The organism is Armatimonadota bacterium, assembly GCA_016223145.1.
In the GTDB taxonomy this organism is placed as follows: Bacteria; Armatimonadota; Fimbriimonadia; order Fimbriimonadales; family Fimbriimonadaceae; genus Nitrosymbiomonas.
In genome coordinates this window covers 275,945-298,053 of sequence record JACRPN010000012.1, presented here as the reverse complement: position 1 = coordinate 298,053, position 22,109 = coordinate 275,945, and the positions used below count along the sequence as shown (strand labels likewise).

General features: G+C 58.2%; 15 protein-coding genes. 3 read left to right on the top strand and 12 right to left on the bottom strand.

Annotated features, from left to right (window positions below):
• Positions 1-16: 16 nt before the first annotated feature.
• From HZC36_11525 to HZC36_11515, 3 genes are read left to right on the top strand one after another with little or no spacing between them, the layout of a single operon-like run.
• Positions 17-1,675 carry a DGQHR domain-containing protein gene (locus tag HZC36_11525; GenBank protein ID MBI5707605.1) on the top strand — a complete coding sequence of 553 codons (1,659 nt, stop codon included), beginning with the start codon at positions 17-19 and terminating at the stop codon, positions 1,673-1,675.
• Positions 1,620-2,990, top strand: a complete 1,371-nt coding sequence (locus HZC36_11520; protein ID MBI5707604.1) for a hypothetical protein — start codon at positions 1,620-1,622, stop codon at positions 2,988-2,990. Before HZC36_11525 ends, HZC36_11520 begins: the two co-directional genes overlap by 56 nt.
• Before the next feature lie 5 nt (positions 2,991-2,995).
• Positions 2,996-4,123, top strand: a complete 1,128-nt coding sequence (locus HZC36_11515) for a DNA adenine methylase (GenBank protein ID MBI5707603.1) — start codon at positions 2,996-2,998, stop codon at positions 4,121-4,123.
• Positions 4,124-4,208: 85 nt separating this feature from the next.
• Here the strand turns inward: HZC36_11515 and HZC36_11510 are convergent, their stop codons facing one another.
• The 12 genes from HZC36_11510 to HZC36_11455 all read right to left on the bottom strand — a co-directional run bounded on the left by HZC36_11510 (position 4,209) and on the right by HZC36_11455 (position 21,600).
• On the bottom strand, positions 4,209-5,378 hold the full coding sequence (locus HZC36_11510) for a tyrosine-type recombinase/integrase (GenBank protein ID MBI5707602.1): 1,170 nt from the start codon (positions 5,376-5,378) through the stop codon (positions 4,209-4,211).
• A gap of 276 nt (positions 5,379-5,654) precedes the next feature.
• Complete coding sequence (locus HZC36_11505) at positions 5,655-6,344, bottom strand: hypothetical protein (GenBank protein MBI5707601.1); 690 nt, start codon at positions 6,342-6,344, stop codon at positions 5,655-5,657.
• A 157-nt stretch (positions 6,345-6,501) separates the two neighbouring features.
• Entirely contained in the window at positions 6,502-7,137 is a 636-nt protein-coding gene (locus HZC36_11500; GenBank protein MBI5707600.1) for a hypothetical protein, read from the bottom strand.
• Between the two features lie 82 nt (positions 7,138-7,219).
• Positions 7,220-10,717, bottom strand: a complete 3,498-nt coding sequence (locus HZC36_11495; GenBank protein ID MBI5707599.1) for a DEAD/DEAH box helicase family protein — start codon at positions 10,715-10,717, stop codon at positions 7,220-7,222.
• Entirely contained in the window at positions 10,621-12,696 is a 2,076-nt protein-coding gene (locus HZC36_11490; protein MBI5707598.1) for a site-specific DNA-methyltransferase, read from the bottom strand. Before HZC36_11490 ends, HZC36_11495 begins: the two co-directional genes overlap by 97 nt.
• 199 nt (positions 12,697-12,895) lie before the next feature.
• A complete protein-coding gene (locus HZC36_11485; GenBank protein MBI5707597.1) occupies positions 12,896-13,600 on the bottom strand; it encodes a hypothetical protein in 705 nt (234 codons plus the stop codon).
• Positions 13,601-13,606: 6 nt separating this feature from the next.
• Positions 13,607-14,506 (bottom strand): MBL fold metallo-hydrolase, encoded by a 900-nt coding sequence (locus tag HZC36_11480; GenBank protein MBI5707596.1) that lies wholly within the window; start codon positions 14,504-14,506, stop codon positions 13,607-13,609.
• Entirely contained in the window at positions 14,503-15,771 is a 1,269-nt protein-coding gene (locus HZC36_11475) for a DUF2130 domain-containing protein (protein ID MBI5707595.1), read from the bottom strand. The genes HZC36_11480 and HZC36_11475 overlap by 4 nt, the downstream gene beginning before the upstream one ends.
• Positions 15,772-16,130: 359 nt before the next feature.
• Positions 16,131-16,628, bottom strand: coding sequence for an HNH endonuclease (locus tag HZC36_11470; protein ID MBI5707594.1), 498 nt, complete (start codon positions 16,626-16,628; stop codon positions 16,131-16,133).
• Between the two features lie 36 nt (positions 16,629-16,664).
• Positions 16,665-17,162: a hypothetical protein gene (locus tag HZC36_11465; GenBank protein ID MBI5707593.1), complete on the bottom strand. Its 498-nt coding sequence runs from the start codon at positions 17,160-17,162 to the stop codon at positions 16,665-16,667.
• A 415-nt stretch (positions 17,163-17,577) separates the two neighbouring features.
• The gene (locus tag HZC36_11460; protein MBI5707592.1) at positions 17,578-18,372 is read right to left on the bottom strand and encodes a DUF1738 domain-containing protein; all 795 of its coding nucleotides are present in this window, start codon (positions 18,370-18,372) and stop codon (positions 17,578-17,580) included.
• Between the two features lie 1,062 nt (positions 18,373-19,434).
• Positions 19,435-21,600: a bifunctional DNA primase/polymerase gene (locus tag HZC36_11455; protein MBI5707591.1), complete on the bottom strand. Its 2,166-nt coding sequence runs from the start codon at positions 21,598-21,600 to the stop codon at positions 19,435-19,437.
• Between the last annotated feature and the right edge of the window lie 509 nt (positions 21,601-22,109).

Sequence of the window (22,109 nt, the reverse complement as noted above, 5' to 3'; positions counted from 1 at the left end):
TATACTCCCACGTCCGGTGGACTGGCCGTTCGCCGACACTCCACTTCCGCCAGCTGTGCGGAGCGACATCGCCAACAGGACGAATGGAATAATAGAACCCACAGGCCCCGCGAGCATATCCGGGGACCATTGGGAGCACACCATGGCCAGTCCTTTGCCAAAGACGATTCCCGCACTAAAGGTGCTTCAGTGGCGTAACTCCTGGGATGCCGTCGAGACCGACGCGACAGCCGACCGGAGACCACCTCCCCATCAGTTCTACGTGATGTCCGTCCCAGCTCAACTACTCAGGGCGCTGTCCGGAGTCGAGCGACGGTCGGTCGAGGAGCGTTTGAAGGGAGGACGTGATAAGGGAATCCAGAGAACCTTAGACGAGGATCGTTCCAAGGAGATAGCCAGCTTTGTCGAAAGCGGCTATCCGTGGTCTACTTTGTCGGCACAGAAGAGAAATGCGCCGGAGTATCAGGATCTGAAGATGCCTGGATGGCTGCCAACGGCGATCGTGATCAACGTCAAGCTGCCCGAGGACGCTCGGCCTAGCGGCAAAGTCCAGGCTCAGGATCTCGTCTCGTTTCGCGAGCTTGATGGCGTGTTCGCCGAGATGCATCTCCCTGGTTCGATGGAATCTCTGCCCTGGGACCCAGCGGACTCACATCCGATCGAGGTCATTGACGGTCAACACAGACTTTGGGCGTTTGACGACTTAGTCCTCGACGACGAATTTTCACTGCCCGTAGTAGCTTTCCTCGGCCTCGATCTAGCTTGGCAGGCATACCTGTTCTACGTCATCAACATTAAGCCAAAGAAGATCAATACAAGCCTTGCGTACGATCTCTATCCCTTGCTGCGAGAACAAGACTGGCTCGAACGCGGTGAAATCCACATAATCTATCGGGAAGCCCGCGCCCAAGAACTGACCGAGGCCCTGTGGTCGTTTCCTGGAAGCCCGTGGTATCAACGGATCAACATGCTTGGTGAGGCAGGAGCCGCACAGGTCCGTCAGGCTTCATGGGTGCGGAATCTTACGGCTACGCTGGTCCGAAGGCGATCCGGCCCAAACGTTCGGATTGGCGGCCTATTTGGAACTCCCGACACGGCTGAGTCTCAGTGGAATCGCACGGACCAAGCGGCCATTCTCATTTCCTTCTGGAGCTCGATTCAAGCGCAAGTGAAGGCATCCGACGCGCCTTGGGCGTCTGCCCTTCGAGAAGAAACCACAGAAGCCGCCTTCTCTGACACGGATCCTGCCTTCACCGGCCGCAAGACGCTTCTCAATACGGACCAGGGAGTGAGAGGTTTGCTCCACATCATGAATGACGTGCTGATGGTGAGCAAAGAGAGAATCGGGTTGTCTGAGTGGCAGACAGGACTCCCTAACGATCGGATGACCCCCGAGGCAATTGCTCATGCCATCGAGAGTCTCGGGAAGAAGTCAACCGTAGAGGAGTATCTAGTTTTGCTTGCTACGTCACTCGCTGGATTTGACTGGAGGACGTCCGACGCACCAGGTCTGGAAGATGATCATGTTAAGACCAAAAAGCAGACCTATCGTGGGAGTGGTGGATACAAATCCCTACGCCAAGACCTGCTCGATTGGCTGAGCCAACAGGATGGAATCATTGGCGATGATGCCGAGGAAGCCACCCGTCGGCTTTCAGGGGAATACAGTGAGTAGTGCCCTTCCGGGAAAGCTTGCTATCGCGCAGCGAGCAGGGGTCATTTCTCAGCTCGCTAGGCTAAGAGCGTCATTCTTAGGCGGACTTTGCATAGCAGCAGACAATCAAATGGCGAGTGGTGCCAAGGATTTCCTTCGTGACCTCTTGGCAGGGAGCTTGACCGGAGTTCCGGCAAGGCCTTACCCCGATATGATAGGCGAATACGTAGCCGCCTCGAGCTTCATGCATTGCTACGACGCACACAGCTATCTGGCTTCTGCATGGGACACCACGCTGCAAGGTGATGCTTCGGTGGCGCTTCATCTCGCGTATTATTCCGAACTTCGATCGGCCATGGGTTTGCTAGCCTGCGACGGCATAGGCGTCTTTCACGATAATCACTGTGTCGTCGACGCGGCGGGAAACTCGATCAACGTGGCAGACGAAGGCAAGACCCATTCGTTTTGCTGGAACGCATACGACTGGTGGACAACGTCTCCGAATGCGAAAGCTCTTCTCGACCAAGTGATTGTCGACGGGCAGCCCGTGAGTGTCTGGCTCACATCTTTTCCGTCAGGTGCCGCACTGCTTACAACATGTTCAAGCTATTTGTCCGGTATCGGGCTCGACATCCAGCTCCTTTCGCGGAACGACCAGGCGACGCGCGGAAAGGCGAGTTATCGGCCTCGCGGCATCGAGGGCGTTCCGAGCAGGCCAGTCGGAGATGACCTGACTCTGCTGGGAACGATCGGTGAGCACATGATTGGCTCGAACGGCCCACGCGACGGTAGCCTTGGAAGTCTCATCCTCTGTGCAATCCTGCGACGCGCTTTTGAACTCAATCGGGGTTCTGCGCCACAAGATGCCTTCGTGGCTTTTGAGGCCGAAGTTCAAACGATGATTGCGGCTATGGGCCCGAATTCGCCGACCGAAGCCGTACTCAGGCGCTACTGCATGACGGATCCGCTACCAACCATTCCAGTGCTGGGTGATGCGCTTGAGAAGGTGAACGGAGAAATTGAGGGCGTCCTGTCGCGTGCAGCGTTGCTCTGTTTCCACTCCGTCCTATATGCACGGCGCATGCTCAATGATTCGGGGATCACCGAGCAAAACCTCAGCTTCTGGTGGCTCCCTGCGCTTGAAGCGAGAGGGGCACTGGCGGCAGGTACGGCCTCGTCAAGCCAGGACGTAGCCCAGGACTCCCTCGATGCACATGGCGACTTCCTCAAAATCCTGGCTATGCCGGACCGAAAGTCGTTGTGGGAGCAATGCGCGTCTGTTATGGCAAACGCGTGTCGCTGCGAGAGAATTGCCGTCGCGGGACTCTTCGCATGAAGTATATGGGGTCTAAACGGTCGATGCTCGAATCGGGCCTGGGTCAGGTCCTCTCGGACCACGCGCCTAGTGCCAATAGATTCGTGGATCTTTTTGCTGGCTCAGCTGCAGTGAGTTGGCACGTCGCTGAGCGCCACCGAGTACCCGTCTTTGCGGTGGATACCCAGGAATATTCGAGGGTTTTGGCCGGCGCCGTCGTTAGCAGAACTGAGGCTCCGTCGAACCCAGGACGAATGTGGGATCGGTGGGTGCGCGATGCCTCCGAGTGGATTGCCAAGAGCGAGGGGGCTTGGTTGAGCTTCGCATACCAAGCAATGGATTGGGATTCCCGAACGAAGGGTTTCGTTGCGGACGTCCGGAAGCATTGCCGCACTCTCGGAGGGCCAATCACAAGAGCATACGGTGGGCACTACTTCAGCCCCGCTCAAGCGATCATCTTGGACGGCTTGCGCGCGACGATCCCGGGCGAAGCGAGCTGCCCTGAGATATACTTGGCCGCCCTCGTTATTGCAGCTTCGGAGTGTGTCGCCGCTCCGGGCCATACCGCTCAGCCATTTCAGCCAACTTCGACAGCAGCTCCATTCCTATTTGAGGCATGGCGGCGGGACATTTGGGGACACGCTCGGAGAGCTTTCCTCGATCTGTCGACAAGACACGCCAGGAGTAAGGGAAGCGCAGCGGTTTCTGATGCTCTCATAGTCGCAAAGAAGCTTGAAGAACGGGACGTCGTGTTCATTGATCCGCCCTACTCCGGGGTCCAATACAGCCGATTCTATCATGTGCTTGAGACGCTTGCCCGAGGCTCTGAAGTCACGCCCGAAGGAACTGGTCGATACCCGAGCTTTCAGGAGCGCCCGCATTCCCATTTTAGTCTGAAATCAAAGTCGCAAAGCGCCTTTGAGTCGTTGGCACGTGTCGTGGCAATCCAGGGCTCGACCTGCATCGTGACCTATCCAAGTGGGGAGTGCTCAAATGGACTTTCAGGGGACATGGTTATCGATACCCTGACCGGTCTATTCCAAGTGCAACGGATCGCAAACTCAAGCACCTTCTCAACGCTGGGAGGCAATGGAACGCAAAGAGCCGCCCGCTTGAGAGTTGACGAACTCATTCTCGTATGTACCCCTCGGTAGGAAATGAGCTCGATCGAAAATGCTTGCCTGCAACGGCCATTTCTTAACGTTCACTGCAAACTGCAACTACAGAGGTCATTTAGCTTCACATCCTAGTGCATAACCGACATTTGTCGTTCAATTCGAGCATCGAACTGCAGAGGTCGTGGGTTCGAATCCCATCATCTCCACCATTAGGTTCCTTTTTCGACTGGCTGAGTGTCAAACGAGTGTCAAAGGTCCGCTTGCGCGCGAAGAGTTGGGCCATCTTGTCGGCGCCTTCGCGCCTTCGGGACTGTGATACGGACGTGTAGAGCAGCGTCATGTCGGGCTTCCTGTGGCCAAGCACCGCTGCGATGACGAGTAGGTCACAACCTGCGGCCGCAAGCAAGCCTGCAGCGAGGTGTCGCAGGTCGTGGAAGTGCCAATCGGGCAGGCCGAAGCCATTCCGCTCTGCGCGCCAGAACTCCGTGATCGTGTCCGGCACCCAGGGCCTTCCGCCAAAGGTCGTAATATAGGCGCTGTCGAGGTCGCCTCGTGCGTCGATCTCCTCGATCATGCGCGCGGACAGGTACAAGGTGCGGGCACTTTCTGACGTTTTGAGTTCACGTTCGATGACGCCGTAGGGCCTGACCGCCTGTCGCTGCCGCACGATGTGAAGCTCGCCTTTGCGCCGGTCAAGATCATTCCACTTCAGGCCGGCAATCTCGCTTCGCCTCAACGACATGGTGGCTGCGAGGAATACCGGTGCCGACAACTTTGACTGTCGGACACCGTCCAAGAGCCTCAATGCCGCGTCCAGATCCAGAATCCGTTCGCGTTTGCGGTAGTTCTTTGGCAGGCTGATGGCAGAACATGGGTTCCGCCCGATCAGTTCCATCCGGACCGCATGCATCAGGATTCCCTTGAGGATCTCAAGCACGTAACGTTTCGTCGAGTCGCTATCGGCGACCATCCCGTTAAGCCATCGGCGGATGGCCATGGGCGTAATCGCCTCAAGCGGCAGATTGCCGAGGCGGCCGCGAATGTGATTCGTGTAGACGCCTTCGTAGCGCTTCTGAGTCAGGGGAGCTAGCTGCTCGATGTGCGGATACCACACCTCTTTCGCCAGCTCATGTAGGGTCGTCGGGCTTGCGCCGAGCGGGCCGATCAAGGGGATGAGCTTGGACTCCAGGTCCGCGTCCGCTTCTTCTTCGCTCGCTCCGTAGCCGTACACTGGCTTGCCGTTGACATTCCGGCGCGCCATCCAGCGACCGTCGCTTCTCCGTGTTGCCATGTTCTTCGTCTGTCTCCTTACCGTCTCCGGTGTTGTGTAGTCGGGCCAGCTTGTCGACCAGCTCGTCCAGGTCTTGGACCCGGAACGAGCCGATCACTGGCAAAGGGGCGATGAGTCCGGCCCGAACCAAGCGCCGCCAACCTTTCTCGGTAGCGCCTACGTATTCGCGGGCGTCCTGAGGGCGGAGGGTAGCATTGCCGGTTCGGACCGAACTCCTGGGTGCCATAGAGATGTCTTCCTGGTGGTCAGCATGCTACGCGAGGTGCAGCCGAAGAGCTACTCGTCGCGGCTGATTCCGAAGTGCTCCGGGGGGAAGTCCTTCGCGGTCTTCTTGCTGAGCTCCTGGAGGTACTTGAACCGCTGGTCGTCCTGATCCAGGAGGATGAGACACGGTCCGGAAGACCCGGAGACCATCACTTGGTCAGCGAACTTGACCATGGGCCCGAAGTCGAGTTCGTCTCCTTTGTCCGCACCAATCGCATCGAGCATCTCTACCGGGACGTACACATTGTGTGCAGGATCACCGTCGCTAACGACCATGTACCCGCAGCAGACAATGCCAACTTCGAGGAACCCAAGGAACTCATCTTCGGTGTAGTAGATGTCGCCGGACCAGTCCCCTGTCACATCTTCCCAGGTGCAGAAGACCAGGTCGCGGCCACCATGTTCGCCGTACCGCCACGGCGTGATTTCCACTTCGGTGAAGGGGTTCTCGGTGTCGATTTTGTCCTTGCAGGCAAACCGGACATCGTGAGCCACAACGAACGCCTCGTTGCTCAAGTCAAACAAGTTGCGGAAGCACACGCTCGTGAAGACCATCTTGCCTGTTGAGGCTTTGAGTTCTTCGAGGACGGCCCGCAGTTTTTGCAGGACAAGCGGTCCGTTCGCTGTTGACGATTGGCGCTTCGCGTTCTGTTGTCGTAGAGACCCCGGAACACTCGCAACGCCGTAGCTGTTGTTTTTCATTTTGATCCTCTTTTTGGTATGCGCAGTGGATGCGCACCCATTCGCTTGGGCGGCGACACAGATGGAGGACAAACGAAAAAAGGCTGAAAGCGCATAAGGTCCCCCGTCTCCGGGTCGAACCGCCCTTTCGGGCAAATGGCGCTTTCAGCCTTTCCCTCTACCGCTCTCGGCAGAGGTGAGGATGTTGTACCAGCATGGTTTTTGCGGTGTCAAGTCCCCTCTGAACAACATCGAAGAAACCGCTGCTGACAGGACCGCTTAGGAGCACCCTCTTCAGGTCTGTGTTGTTTCTAACAGGCGTGAACCCGCTTGGATCGTCCATCGTGCCAAGGTGGAGCTTCGGAACTGGCTTTCCATCAGACCAGAAGCGGTGATCGTTGGCTTCAAGAAGTCGCACATCTTCGACGCCCGAGAATATCTCCGGATAGTTCGTGAGGACCGGAAGTTCGAAGTTGCCCGGAATGGCGATCAGGGAGAAATGCGGCTCGCCTTGAACCAGCACAGGGCAGACATGCCAGCCGTATGTCAGGCAGGGGCGGTCCCCGTCAAAGAACAGGACCGTGTACCTTGCTTTCTCTGGAAGGTCAACGGCGGCTTCAATGGCTTCAGGCGGATAGAGGTTTTTGGCCTCCTCAAAGCTGGCAGGTCTGGGCTTGCCCAACCCAAGAGAAAAGAATAGCCGGTCTCCACGCGCGCGCATGTCGCTTTCGTGGCACAAGATGACCTCGATTCGCTGGTTGTGAAGCTCGATTGACGCTTCCTGGGTCTCTGCGCGTCGTTTCGTTCTACTCATCGGTGCTTCCTCGCTCGTGCGAGCCTCAATCCGATTGTGTCACGTCACTGGCGCGATGCTGTTCAGCACGTATCCGCGTCCCTCAGATTTCGGTTCCAAGGCGGTCAAGCTCGCAGAGGACCTGAATCCACTCTCCCAGCTTGGTCCGAGCAAGGTTCGCATCGGTTAGTCTTTCCTCGCCGTGGCCGACGTGCTTGTTGCGGAACTCACCGACTGCCGCAAGCTTCGGGTAGATCGTCCTGAATGAGGGCGTGCAGAACGTGGCGCGGACATCTTCCCAAACGCCCGGCGCCGACACCGATGACCATCGGGGATTGATGGCGTAGTCGATGCATGTCAAGAGAACGCCCGCGCGATTGTTAAAGGCCAAGTCCTTGACGTTCTTCTTCAAGTTACGCTGCTGGCGCTGCAAAATCGATTTGTCCGCGTTGTGAAGGTCGTCTAGGTAAGGGTTGAAGTACTGGCCCTCTGCGGCAACGCCTTGCGGCAACCTCGGCTTGATGAGTTGAACCTGAATCTCCCCTGAGAGCTCCTCGAACGGAATCCAGAGCGTCCCGAATGCCGCGCTGAAGTGCGGATGATTCATGCGGCAATCGTATTCGAACTGGTTTATCGCCATCGTGATGTCGGATCGCCATCGCGCGGGGATGCCAGTGATCCCGAACTCCTTTAGGAACGCGGTCGCTTTGTCGTCCCTCAGCTCTTCCGGCGTTGCCTCCAGCGGCAGTTCTGCCTGGCCCTTCTTGAGCGTTTCCAGAAGTGCCTTGAGCCTTGGCATCGAGGCTCGGGCTAGCGCGCTGAGCTTGAGGTCGACGTTCTCGTTAAAGACCGACTGGACCACGAACACGTAGGACCAGGTCGTTCCTGAAGCCGATGCTGACTTGCACCATTCCACAGCCGCCTGGGCTTTGCGAGCCGCGTCAACGTCAATCTGACCCTTCGTTTCGATCAGGGCGTAGTTCCCGTTCTCAAGGCGTGCAATGAAGTCCGGCCAATAGAGCGCCCTTCGGCCCGCAGCCTTCATGTAGTCGATCGTGAGCTTCTGTGGACCGGCATTTTTGGCGAACGCGACAACGTCGTCGCAGTCGTCCAGGAACGAAGTGAACTCAGACTCGAACCCATTGGCGCAGGGCACCAAGTTGAACATGGTTCGGTCCGCCTTCTCACACGGACGGCTCGGCGTGTAGCTTGCCTGGTACGGCTTCCAGGTTGAAAGCCTAGTTCCCGCGCTTCGGCGGATGCGCTTGGTCTCCGTGTGGGTCTTTTCCCGGATCAGCGGCGCAAAAACGAAGTTGATCCACTCCCGGACATCGGGATCGGACATCCTGTGATCGACCTCCCCGCTGAAGAGGGAGACCTTTTTCTCGAACAGCAGCTCTTCGATGAAGCGGGTGATCAGGGGCTGTAGGATCGCATTGGTGCCATGGACGCGGCACCCCTTTTCGAGTGCTCTCACGTAGACGCTCGGCGCGGTGGCTCCCAGAGACAGAAGCCCGCGGTCGATCTCATAGACCTTAACGACCTCATCGGTGATCATGGTCCGCTCCACAAGCTGGATCGTCCCGGCGCTTCGGGACTTAATCGGAAGGGGCTTCAGGTTCTCACGAAAGCGCTTCTCGACGGCATCGAAGATCAACTCGTCAAGCCTGGCAGTCGTCTCGATGGCGTCGGAAACCAAGGGGATCTCAAGCTCCAGGTCTTGGACGGGCTTGTTCTTGAAATCAACGAATACGCTTGCCGTCTGGGCTTTGGTCTTGCCCAGGTCCTCGATGATCACGTCGAGGCCCTCAAGGGCGAGCTCCTCTTGGTAGAACGCGGTGAAGTTCGGGTGTTCTACCACCGTAACCCGTTCTGCGCGGCACTCTAGTCCAGGCGGCGTCATGCGACGCAGTCCCCGTCCGAGGGTCTGCTCCGCCAGAATATTCGACTTGGCCGAATACGGCCGCAAAGGAACGATTGTGGTGACGTTGCGAACGTCCCAACCCTCACGGAGCATCAGGACCGAGACAACGCACCGGTATCGACTGTCGGGCTCGTCCAGCTCAGCCGACTGCTCGCGCAGCCATCTCAGGTCGTCGTCCTTGATCTGTGTCTCGCTGTAGACGAACTCCTGGAACTCCTGCTTTCCGACCTTGCGGGTCACCAGCTTGCCCTTCAAGCGCGTGTGGAGGTTCAGGACGCGCCCATGTAGAAGCGGGAACTTCTCCTTATCCTCGTTGAGGCGCTTGGCGATTTCGGTGGCCTTGGTCGCGTTCTCGCACATCACGAACAGGATTGGTTTGTGCGATCCGCTCCACTCCTCGTATGCGCCCTCATATTGCTGGTAGCCGAGCAGCAAGTGGGATCGGTACTCCTCGAAGGCGTCGCCGCCCGACTCGTCCTTCTTGATGTCTTTGGACCGCCCGATGACAGGAACCTTGACGATCCCCGCGTCAACCGCTTCGCCGAGCGGAAAGTCGCAGATGACGTGTCGAAAGAGCATCCCGTCGTTGTGCTTCGGGGTGGCGGTGAAGTCCATCTGAAGCTGCACGCCACGATGGCCCTTGCTGAGGTTCTGGCGGTGGATGGCCTGGATGGCGTCGTTCCATGCGGACTCGGGGTCGTGTAGATGGTGCGCCTCGTCGTTCAGCACCATCACCCCCGGATGCTCCGCGATGCGCGCGCGTAAAGCTTCGCCAACCTTGTAGACCTTCGCTTTCTGAACGTCGGGTCCAAGCAGCGACCCCTTGGCCGTTGCCTTCGAATCCTCTTCCTTCTCGAAGAGGCGATGAATGTTGGTCAGGTAGATCGTGCCTTCGTAACTCGACCCTCCGGGGTCGTCTTGCTTGACCACCTGCACGTTGAAATCGCTCGCGAACTCGGGCGGAAGGATGGGGTCCTTGCTGAAGACCCAATCGCCGGCGAAGTCCGAGCAGAGCCTATCGAAGACGATGAGGTTCGGCGCGATCAGCACAAAGTGCTTGGGCATCTCGCTTCCGGCTTCGTACTTGGCGTTGAAGAAGCTCCAAGCGATCAGCAGGCTCATTACCTTGGTCTTGCCGCTGCCGGTCGCCATCTTGGCGCAATAGCGCGCCCAAAGGTCCTCGGCGTCTGGCAGAGCGGTCAGGGCGTTGTAGTCCCGATGGTCCTCCGGCAAGATCGAGGAGAACATCTCCGTTGGCCGCCGGTAGCGGACCACTTCGTAGAGGTAGATGGCGGTCTCGGTGGCTTCGCGCTGGCAAAAGTGGTACCGAAAGCCGTTCGCATGGTCGGTGTCGAACCAGTGGCGCAAGAGCGTCTTAGACGTTTCCGTTGCCCCGGCATATCCGCCGTGCCGCCAATCGCGAACCAGTCCGCGAAGGTAAGGAACGAGTAAGCACTTGCTCGGACGCCGGCCAAACTTGATCGGGCTGTCCCCCTCGGCGGCGGGCTTTATGCGGTGCTTATCTGGCTCTTCCCAAGGCGCGAAGAGGGGCTCCAGGGGGTTGCGGATTGGGTCCTCGCTCACACGTCCACCTCGATCACCTTGGTCGTGTCCACGCCGAACACGTCGATGACCTTCACGCAGATGCGTTTCTTGCCGCGCGTGTCGTACTGCCATTGGCAAGTGCTGGTGGTCTTGAGGCTTCGGTCCTTGCGCGTTCGGAAGTCCTGCCAGTGGTGTTCGAAGGGCTTGCCGTCCGCGTGCTCGAAGTCCACAGCCCAGAAGTCGATGAAGTCGAAGGGCGAGCGAACGGCGCGGTCCCTAAGCTCTTCCATCTCTTTGTCGGGCACCTCGGTGAGGGCTGGGAAGAAACCGGTCAGCTTCACGTCGACCACCGTCTTGCCCTCAAGCTGAGTCTTGACAGGTTCCGCGTCAACAGCTCCAGCGTCGAAGAACTGGATCTCGTTGCGGTTGGCCTCCATGATCTCACGAGGGATATAGGTGAGCTGGATCTCAAGACCGTACTGGGCTTCGAGGGCTTGGGCGCGAAGCCGCAGGTCCATCTCGAACTCCCAGGCGAGGCAGGTGAGCTTAACACGTTTGCCGGTCGGCGTTAGCCCCGACGTCTGAAGGTCCTCAATTCCGGCTACGTTGGCGACGGCCTTAGCGACATCCCGAAGCTCGTCGAAGCTGAGAAGGCCGTCAATCTCATCGACATGAACGTAGGCGCCGGCCTTGGTGGCATGAAGGGCAGGATGGGGGGGATTGGCGAGCGGTGTGGCTCGATAGAACTTGAGCACAAGGGCCCGGTGCTCGTCATCAGAGCCTTTGAGCCGGTCCATCTGCCACCATTGCCGCTCGTAGCGCCCCAGGTTGTAAACGTCGAATGATCGGTACGGTTCTCCCTTCTGGTGAAGTTCGCGCTGAACTTGAACGAGTCGCTTCCGAGTCGTATGGACAGCGTACCGTCCCAGGTCGACCCCAATCCATCGCCGGCCAAGCTTCTCCGCTACCGCACACGTGGTTCCAGAGCCACAAAAGAAGTCCAGGATCAGGCCCCCATCCGGACAAGACGACCTCACCACTCGCCCGAGAAGTGCTTCTGGCTTTTGTGTGTCGTAGCCGGTCAGTTCGGCTTCTGGAAGGTGCATGGCGTCTGGTATGTCCATCCAGCTGTCCCCTGCTGGAACCCGTTCTATTACGATGCCGTTTCGCTCCTCCAGGAAGTATTTGATCCGGATGTTCCCGGTCCTGGTCTCGTGGATTCTCCCCTCTCGCCGAAGCCCTTCAACGCTTTCATCTGTGTAGTCGCCTCGTGGTGCAGTCTTGAACCAACGGTTGTCGTCATCTCGGCGAAATCCAGCCTTCTTTGCCTCCTCGAAGGTGTAGGCGCGTTCCAGAGCGTCACCAAAGAACTTGTGATCAGTTGACTTTCTAAAGTAGAAGAGATCGTCGTGGTTACGGGCAAATTGCTGCGCGATGGCCTTTGCACCGCGCGCGCTTGCGCCATAGACCCAGACAACGTTGTTGAGGAATCCTTCGGTACCGAAAGCTCCGGAGTCTTCGAGGATTGAGCGCAGTACGCCGCTCATGCGCCAGTCGCAGTGCAAGTAGATAGCTCCCCTTGAAGAAAGAAGATCGCGAGCCAGAGCAAGGCGTTCGTACATAAACTGCGGATAGGCGTCGCCAATCTCCCCCCACATGTCTCGATATGCGACCGCCTCCAGGATCGACTGCTCCTTTGGCTGTCGCTCAGACCCTTCCCCCAAGTCAACCTCCATGGTGAAGTCCGCCTTCACGTCAAAAGGTGGATCGATGTAGATCAGGTCGACCTGTCCGCGAAAGTCCTTGAGCAGCGCCGCGAGCGCCAGCTTGTTGTCGCCCCAGATGAGCATGTTGCGGAAGTCGTCGCGGTGTTTGGACTTGTGAAACTCATCTTGGTCAAAAAGGTCCCCTTGCCTGGCAGCAAGCACCCTGGCCCGGTCACGGGGCTCGTCGATTGTCTCGATTCGCTGAAGAGGGAGTGGCGTCTCGGGCAGCTTGACAGCGCGCCGATTCCCGTACTCGTCGTATTTCCCCTCCCACACCAGCTCCGTCTTCATCCGGCTCAACGGGTGCGGGTTGTCCGGTCCCCAGGATGTCTGCCGATCGCTCATCGTCTGTACCGCACTTGTCGCTGAGCCCTTTTGACCTTCTCCTCTGACTCGGGCAAAGTACGAAAGAGAAAGGTCGACAGGGCCTTTAGGGCAATCACGCCGGCAATGATCAGTAGGAATTCCATGAGCGTCTTAGGATCACAGGTTGTTTCTTCGTCAGTGGACTGTCAATCTGAGGTTGGCCGCCTTGTCAAGGGAACTACGTGGCGTCGGAACCTGAGTGACTTGTTGGCGATTCAGGTTTCGACAGCTCCTTCTCTTTGCCCTGCAAACGAACGGCAGCAACCTCGAAAACGCATCTGACCAGGTTATGCCCCCACTTCAGGGTGGCGCCGCAAAAAAGTGTCGCGATCGCGCCAAAACTGACAACTGATCCCCAATTGACCGCCCCGTGAACTAGACCAGCCGCGGCGAAGACGGTCAGCACGATGCATGCGGCGGCGAGAGAGCGGTGCAAGCCGTACTGCGCCTGGACGGCCTGGACCTTTGGTGACGTGTCCTCGACCAAAGATAGCGCCATTCGGAATGCTCTGTGAGACGCATTGCGCCCATCGACCGTTTCTCCGCCAAAGTCAAACTTGTCGGAAGGCGCTGCGGCCTGCATTGCACTCCTGATCCATCCGATCGCGACTGCATCAGCATCCGAAGACAGGAATCGCTCGCTCGGCTTCCCCGCAAGCTTGAAGAGCCAACTCTCCACGAGCCAATCCCCAAGAATGTGCGCAACGAGCCCGGCAACATAAGCAATGAGTACAAACACGATTGCTTCCGTCGGAGGACTTGCCTCTGCTGCAAACGGCAGATTCACCTTTGCTTGTCTTGCCAGCAGCACCAAGCCCCAGAGAGAGAATCCCCCTGGGACAAGTCTGCCAAGCACGTCGTAGAGCGTCAGTTTCTGGTCCATCCGGAACTACCCCAGTCTGATTCGTCGCAGGATCTCGGCAAGGTCAGAGGGCCAAGCGTTGAACCGATAGTAACCGGGAGTGAGGGTTGCCCAAATGTGGCCCTCGCCTCTCGTCGTTAGGTGTGAGCGAGTACCTCCGTTGAAAGTCACGCCCTGGGCGGCCGATGAATATCGGGAATCCACGTGCGGATCTTTCGCCGGTACCGAGCTGATGCAAAGCAGCGGATTGCCGATGGCCGAAAGGAACTTGCCGCTGTATCCAGAGGAATGGCCGTGGTGAGGCGTCACGAGTATGTCGGCACCAGCGATCGCCTCTGCGAATCCCGGGACCTCCAACAGCGCCTCAAGGCCCTTCTCCTCGTTATCGCCGCAAACGACTACCTTCCAGCGCCCGACAGGAGCATACGGCCAAGTGATCACTGAAACATAGGAGCTGTTGTTCAGCACGTTGTTGAGTTGGCCGCCGAGGCTTTGAGCTCTTTCGGGAGACAATGCGAACCGGTCAAAACTGCATCCCAATTCGGGACATGAGGCGACGGGTTGATTGTAGGTTCCCTGCCAGTGGTAGTAGCGCTTGGCATTGGAGCTCGGGTCTCCGTCTGGCGGGTTAAGGACGGCATGCCAATCAAGGTCCGTGTGCCGCACGAGAATGGCAGGCTGAAGTGTGTCGATCATGGAATCGACGCCTTCAACGTGATCATCATGTGGGTGCGTTACGACGAGCCACGCAAGTCGCTTCCCGTTGTGAAGTGTCAGGTCGATGTTGCTCGGCTCGCTCAGCCACTTGGCGGGTTTGAAGGTATCGGAACAACCGATATCCACCATGATCCCGTGTCCGCTTGGGGTGCGGACAAAGACGCAAAGCCCATGTTCGACGTTGAAGACGATCAGGTCCATCTGGCTCACTGGGACACCTCCTCGGTGGCGATGGGCCCTGCGACAAGCGCGAGAGCTTCTATGGCCTCGAAGCCGAGAATCGGCTTGCCAAGCAGGGCCTCGATGTCTCCGTGCATCCCAAACGCTGCTTCGCGGACGAGTTCGATGAGCTTCTGCCGCTCACTCCATTTCGAGGTCATGTAGTCCCGCTCGCGTGCGAGCGAGACCTCCATCTGCCTGAACGGTTCCCCGATCCCCTTGATCCGGGCTGTGAACTCAGGGCCCATGAGGTAGTCGTAGGCGTTCTCCGCGTTCGTCTTTCGCCCCTCGGCGGTCCTTCGAGCGTTTGCCGTCTCCACGATTCCCGTTCGAAGGGCTTTGGCGATGGAGATGGCATGAGAGGGACTCACAACCCATACGTCCTCGCAGCAGTCGATCTGTTGGACCCCCTTGGGCAGGGCGCGGGACACGATCACAACCAGGTCTGCTTTGACGCTTCGTTGGTTGCGCTTTGCAGTCGTGAGCCAATCGCCACCCCAGTTCTGGGTGTTCTTGCTCTCCCAGAGAATTGAGCCTGCGGCCGCTTCGGGACCGACCATCACTCTCTGAAGGATGTCCGCCCCTCGGGTACCGGTTGGGACCTCTTCGATGGCGTCCCATGGGAACGCCGCCGACAGCTGTTCTTGCAACGTGGCTTCAGCGAGCTCGCCTTGCGCTTGCTGCGAGCCTTGCTCGATCTTGCGCTTCATGGTTTCCACCTGCGAAAGGGCTTCGTCCAGCTTCTTCTGAAGCGCGGCCTGATTGAGCTTCTCCGCCTCGTGTGCGGTCTTGGTGGCGTCCGCTTGGATTGTCGCCGTCTCGGCGGCAACCCGCTTGGCGACCTCCAAGTCCACGGTAGCGGCCTTCTGCTCCGCTTCGTTCTTGGCCTTGATCGCTTCAAGCTGGGCGTTTTGCGACTCTTTCAGGCTGGCGCGAAGCTGCTCGTTCTCTTGTTCCTTGGACTTTACGTCCGCGGCCATCTCTGCCTTGACGGCTTGCCTGATCGTGGCTTCGTACTCGGGGCGCTTAGCTGCCAGCTTCTCGGCAACGTCCTTCTCCAGGTTGGCGCGTTCTGTTGCGATCTCGGCTTGGCCCTTCGCCAAGGCGGCCTCTGCAGCCTCAGCTTTGCGCCGTTCGGCGTCTACCAGCTTCTGGGATTCGGCTTTGGCCCGCTCCAAAAGCGGTCCGGCAAGGGTTTCGGTGAGCGGGATCTCGAATCCGCACTCAGGACATTTGATGGTGTTTTCGGTTGGCATACGTATCCTCGAAAGATTGCTGCTTTCAAGGCAAACGCGCCGTCTTCACATCATTTTCTATAGTGCGGCCGTTGACATTTCCCGAAATTCGCCGTACTATAAGATTGACAACTGTAAAGACAACTTGTTTGCCTTGCGGTCGTCCTCCGCGCTAACGGAGTAAAACTGAACATCGATTTCGGTCCAGGATTCGCAAGAACCTGGACCAAATCATTATAGAATGACAGACCGTCGCCGGTCAAATCAAGGCTTTCAGCGAAATCTGCCAAAAATACGGGGCGTCCTCGCGCTGAACTCCTGCTTTCGAAGATACTCCATGCTCGTCAGGGGCGCCGGGGGAGTTTTCCACAGGTTTCCCTTTATGAGTCCAGGCTCGAAAGGAACCCGTCGATCCGCCTCCTGAGGTCTGCCGCCTCCGCCCTGAGCGCTTCGAGCTGCCGCGCCTGCGCTTCGTCAAGGCGATCTTCGAGAACGCGAGGCTCGTATCCGAAGTGGGTCCGATAGGCGATGATCCGCTCGATGCGTGCTTCGGCGTCCTGCACCCCTCGGGCTCTCAGCCAATCCTCAAATGGACGATGCTGCTTTGAGTCGTCACAGGCCGCGCATGCGAGCACCATGTTGCCCAGAACAGTTTCGCCTCCTGCCCGAACCGGGAGCACATGATCCCAACGCTTAGGTTCGGGCATACCGCAATAGGCGCATGATGGCTCGGATTCCCCGTCTGCAAAGAAGGCTGCGACCTGGGCATGTTCTGGCTTGCCGAAGCTCCTTCTTCCCAGCCCTTCGAGAATCGCGCGTTCGACGTAGCTGAAGGCAAAGCTCGTGGTGATGCGGTTCGGCGTCTTCGGGAGTGCCATGGCAGCGCTATACCCGAAGTTCTGGCGCTGCGCGACTCAGTTCGCTTCGGCGGCCTCCTCCTCTTCGACCTGCTTGTCCCAGACACGCTTCACTTTCCGTCCAAGCTTGGGGGGAAACCGAAGATACAACGTGTCGAGAGGGATTCGGACGTCCAGAGCCAAGCGGAGCTCCTTGGGCCCTACGTCCTTCAGGTCGTCGTCATGCTCCACGTATTCGCCGACCGACGCTTCGACCTCATAGGGATCGGTGCCGATGGCGGCTCCAAGGCTGGATAGATCGCCGATAGCTGCTTCAAGCACGTCCTCGATGAGGTTGCCGACGCTTTCCGTCTCCTTCGCGAGGGTCGTTTGGTGATCGAGCATCGTGGAGAGCGGAAGGATCTTCATGGCGACAGTTTCTGCCATCTTGTCGATCATGTCGCGATTGAAGCTGACCATCTCTTGAGCATTGGGAGAGAGCGAACGCCTTTCGGGCTCGCGCTCGACGTAGGGCGGAACCATCGAAACGAAACTGGCATTTGGGAAACGTCTCATGACCGGATTATGTGTGCGATCGCGTGGGAGTTTGTTCTCGTTCCAAGCGCCGGTTTCCGCGCGCGATGTGGACAAGGGACGTAAAGAGCCGTTCGGTCTACACCCAACAGCGAGGGTGGCGGTCCAGACCGAAAGCGAGAGACGGAGGGACCCATCCCAAGCGTTGCCAGCCATAGCCGGCCACTCCGGTGGACACCGCATGGTCCTCTGGGACCATCAGGTGAGGCGTCAATGGCTGTGTCAATGCGGGATGGGTGGAACCCGTCGGAAGCGGGAGGTCTGTGCCGCCGCTGAGCGTGGAAGCAAGGCTGGGCAGAGGTGCGAAGGACGTTTGTTTGTTGGATCTAAGGGAGGTGCCTTTAGGAGGATCCCTGGTGATCCAACGAACTGCACGTCCCGCACCGGACGGTCTCCCCTAATCGAGCACAGCCTTGAGGATGGAGGCAGCGGCCCTTTGGATCGTCGCCAGGCTCTCCATCAGTAGCGCGGCGTCGCCTCGATAGAGTTGGATGTAGTCGGCGCTTGCCGTGCCGCTACTGATTCCGACCCCTTCGCAGATCGCGTAGGCGACCGCTTCGGCCTCAAGCTCAAGGACCTTCTTCGTCTTGTCGCCTCGCTTGCCGTGCTGATGGATCAGCTCGTGCGCGAGCTCGTGGGCCAGAACACCCAGCTCGTCGGGAGCAGACATGCCCTGCTTGATCTGGATGCGGCCACCCGAGCTCTTGCCCTCAGGTCCGCCTAAGGATGGGAGGTACTCGAGTTTGATCCCGGAATCTGCAGCGAATTGCTTGAGGCGTTCCAAGTAGATGCCCGGATTGCCGGTGCGCTTGCCGATGGTGGGCAGGTCTTGCCCATCGGTTTGGCTGATGTCCCACACGTGGACGCCAATGAACCCCTTTGTCTGGAGTATTGAACCGTCCTCGGCGTGAGAGTCGGCCTTGGCACCCTTTCGGGCGATCGGCGCAACGATGCAGATTCCTTTCTCCCCGCGCCGAACATGTCGCCCGAACTCTTCCCATTTGCGATAGCCGGCAATAAACTTGGCTTCGGGTTTGGCGCCCCAAATCAAGAGGCAGTTGAACCACGAATACTTGTGGAACCGGCTCATCGTCTTGAGGTAGTCGCTTAGGGCTTGGGATTGGCCCCCAGCGAGATCGGTCGTAAGGCGCTGTAGCGCCGACTTGGCGAGTCTTTGGACCTTGTCGTCCATTGTCGTTCTCCTTAGCCGAGTGCTGAACTCAGCCTCGTTTCCGAGTCGAGCCTCAGGCTTGAAGCAACGAGATGGACTTGGAGTCAGGGATTCCGGACCTCGTAATCCCAGACTGGAACAGGGACAAAACTGGTCAGGAGCTATAAGGCCCGATTATCAGAAAGGATGGCTCGTGCCTTTCCGAAGGCTGGCTGATAATCGCCCTTATGGCTCCCTTCACTTGCTTGAGGTTGCGATCCCTGGCACGACCGCAGGTCGTGGATTCGGAAGATTGGAGCCCGAGCGGGGCTCCCGCCCCGCGAGGCGTAAGAACAGAAAAGCTGAGGGAGTAGCCGGAGGGAAGTCGTTCTTCTGTCCTGAAAAACGCCCCCGGGGGTCAGGATTGAACCGGCGCCCCATGTTTTGGAGCGGTTACATACGGGCACGGTCGTTCGATACGAGCTGAAATCACAAAAGTCCCTGTCGGTCGCTTTGGGTGCGCTCGCCTCCATGCAGCAGCGATTTGAAACCCGACGGTTGGATTGCCTGTTGCTTGACGTCCACGTTGGGTCTGCAGCTTGGATTGTCCAGTGACTGCCATAGCGTCCTTTGTACTCGCGCTGCTATTCAGGTCCGTCGTGGAGGGCCTGGAGGCCCACGTAAGACTGCTCTCTGCCCTTAGCCCGAAGCGGCTGTTCCCGACATGATTCAGACGTGTGGTTGGGTCTACTATCATCCCGGATTCGGCATTTCCGCCGTCGGACCGTCTGGTCAGGAAAGGGAGCCGCGTAATCTATGGCGGCTCCCAGGAAAGCCGAGCCACATGTGCGACCGCACGGTGCATGGGCGTTCAGGGCGCGGGTGGTGAGCCTGGCATACGATAGGGGGTGTCGAGAGGGCAGAGAGGACCGCGCAAGACGGCTCGGTCCTCTCTGAACCATGTTGGAGATCACAGCGTGCTTGCGCTCTCTCTGGGAAAGGGAATCTTCGTAAGGAACGTAAGGAACGTAGGCATTTCCAGAATAGTAAAAGTACATATATAGTAAATAAAGTTTCAGAAACTCCCTACGCCCCCTCCGGTCCCTACGTAGTTCGCTTTAACCGCCTCTCTTCGAGGGTAAGCATCCGAATTCCGGTCCGATAGGACGTCTCGCTCCTTCGGGTTCCGATCTCCTTCTCGGTCAGCTTCTTGAAGAACGTCGTCATGTGGATCGCGGTCAAGCCGTTGTTGTCGCAATACTCTTCGTACCGGTGATAGAACTCCGAAGACTTGACCTCGGCCTTCGGATCTTTGACGCAGCATTCCTGGATGAACTGCTCCACTGTGTCGGCTTCGAGACGGTACTTATGACCGGCTTCGACTACGCGCTTAGGTGGGGTGAGCCCTTCCTTCTGCCAGAGCAGACAGCCCTCAACGGCCCAGTTCAAGATGCCAGGCAGCTCGGTTTTCAGTTTCTCAGCAAGTTGCCGGTCGACTTGATCGTCTTTGATGGTCACGTCAAAGGGGATCACCCTGACTCGTCTCCAGATGCCGTGCTCTGTACCGCGAATCGTTGGAAGGTGATTCGTGGCAAGGAAGATCTTGCACACCATCTTGTCAACGTCGAACTCCTTGTAGAGGTACCGCGCGCTAATGGAGTCCTGGCCGGTCACCTGTTTGACGACGGTTTCATCAAGGTGCCCACCGGGTCCGATCTCTGAGCCGATGGCAAACCTACAGCCCCAAAGCGCTGCGATGTCGTTGCGAGGGCCCTGGGACTTCTGCTCAAGAAACGTCTTGAAATCGGTGGTCATGGCGTACTCGCCCATCATTTGCGCTATGACGTCGATGAACACCGACTTGCCGTTGCTTCCGAGTCCGTAGACGATGAAGAAGACCTGTTCCCTCATGTCGGCGGTCAGGCAGTAGCCCGCGACCTTCTGCATGTAGCGCTGAAGATCTTGGTCGTTTGCGGTCACTTGGTCGAGGAACTGCCTGAACTGAGGACAAGCGGCTCCAGAATCAAACTCGACCGGCGCCATTTTGGTGATCATGTCGTCTGGGCTGTGCGGCCTGAGTTCTCCGTTCGTCAGATCGAGTACTCCGTTGCGAACGCAAAGGTCAAACGGCTCCTTATCGAAGTCATCGGCTAGTCTGGCGACGTGGGGATCTGACGTGGCCAGATCGACCATGGCCTTGAGCTTGGTCTTGTTGCCGGAGTTTTCGGCCCAAGACGAAAGATGCATCCGGTCGTTCTTGTCAGCAGTTTCAGCCGCCTCGTGGTGGATCTTCCGCGCCGTTTCCTTGGCAAGCTCCTGAACCTTGCCCAGTTTGTCCTCCTTCCAGCGCGCGCCGTCGTAGATCAGCCACTTCTCAATCGACTTGACGTAGCGCACGCACGAGCCATGAGCCTCGACGAAGCGAGCGGCGTTGCCCGCATCGTTGAGTTCCTTGGTGTCAGTGCTTAGTGCTTTCGCCTTTTGGCTTCTCGGCTCGCCTCGGGGTTCAGGCTGGTATTGGGAAGCGCTGTCCGCGATTCCCCGGAGTTCGTCTTCGTCGAGCGGAGGCTTGCAGCTGAGCTTGTTCAGGCTGCGGATCGTGGCGAGAATGTCCTCATGCTCCATTCCGCCTGCCCTGAGTCCAGCGGCATATCGAAAGACCTTGTGATTCCGTCGCCCTTCGGGGATGTCGGTTCCGAACTCGAAGGGGTCAGCATCCTGGACCTGACGTTTCAGGGCGGGTGCTTCGGGCGCCTCGATGGCCCTTAGGAGCCAGTCGGGCATGGGGGCGATGGGCAGGTCATTCTGCCATTCGTAGCTCCTGCCGCTGGGGTGATTGCTCGGGCTGACGATCACGTAGCCGCCGTCGCCCCGAATATCGAGCCCTTCTCCGAGCTTGCCCGCGGAACTCCCAATGTGAATCCCAGGGTGCTCAAAAAAGTAATGTGTGCCACCGCGCCCCGTGGTCGCGGCTAGCGTCTTGGGGACGACACCACGGGTCAATGCCTGCAAGGCGACGTTGCCGTCCTTGTCCTTGTCGACGTCCACGTCGAGGACGACGATCCGGTTCTTGCTTCCGGTCGGCACGCCGATGCTTGCATCAGGACGTTCCGTCCACCACGCCTTCACGGTGAATTCGTCGGTCGTCGCATCCTTGAACCCCTTCTGTGTCAAGGGCTTCTTGTCAATACGACAGGGAAAGACCGCCCAACCACGGCGTGCATAGCCGAGGGCGGCTTCCAAGTTTCTGTTCTTTAACTGCGTGTACATATCAATTTCTCCAAAAATGGAATTGGGCTGATCCCCGTGGGAAAGGGACCAGCCCGTGGCGCAGCCGAGACAGACTCGGAATTCGATGTAAACGATCCTGTCTTGGCGCGCCAGCGCGAGCTCGTTTTCCCACTGAGCCTGAGAATATTCACGCTCCAAAATCACTGTTGTGAGATCGGTGCGGATTTCGTCGAGAAATTGGAGAAGACTATCGATTTCTGGGGTGGTAGCGAATAGTCGTCACGCCCCTGAGAAGATCTGCTTCTCCGGTCAAATAGAGGGGCTTTCGCTGAGTGTCAAACCGAGTGTCAGAGGCGGTTTTTGCCGCTGTTTCTGAGCCAGAGGACCGACATTTCAGGTTCAAGATCCCCGTCTTGGATCACGGATCCCGAATCCCATCATCTCCACCAAATTCACCTGAGCACAGCTTGGTTTCGACTGACGCTTCCCAAGCGCTGGGAGGTTGCGTCAGACCGCGCGGGGGACTGATTGCCCACCATGGAACTCTT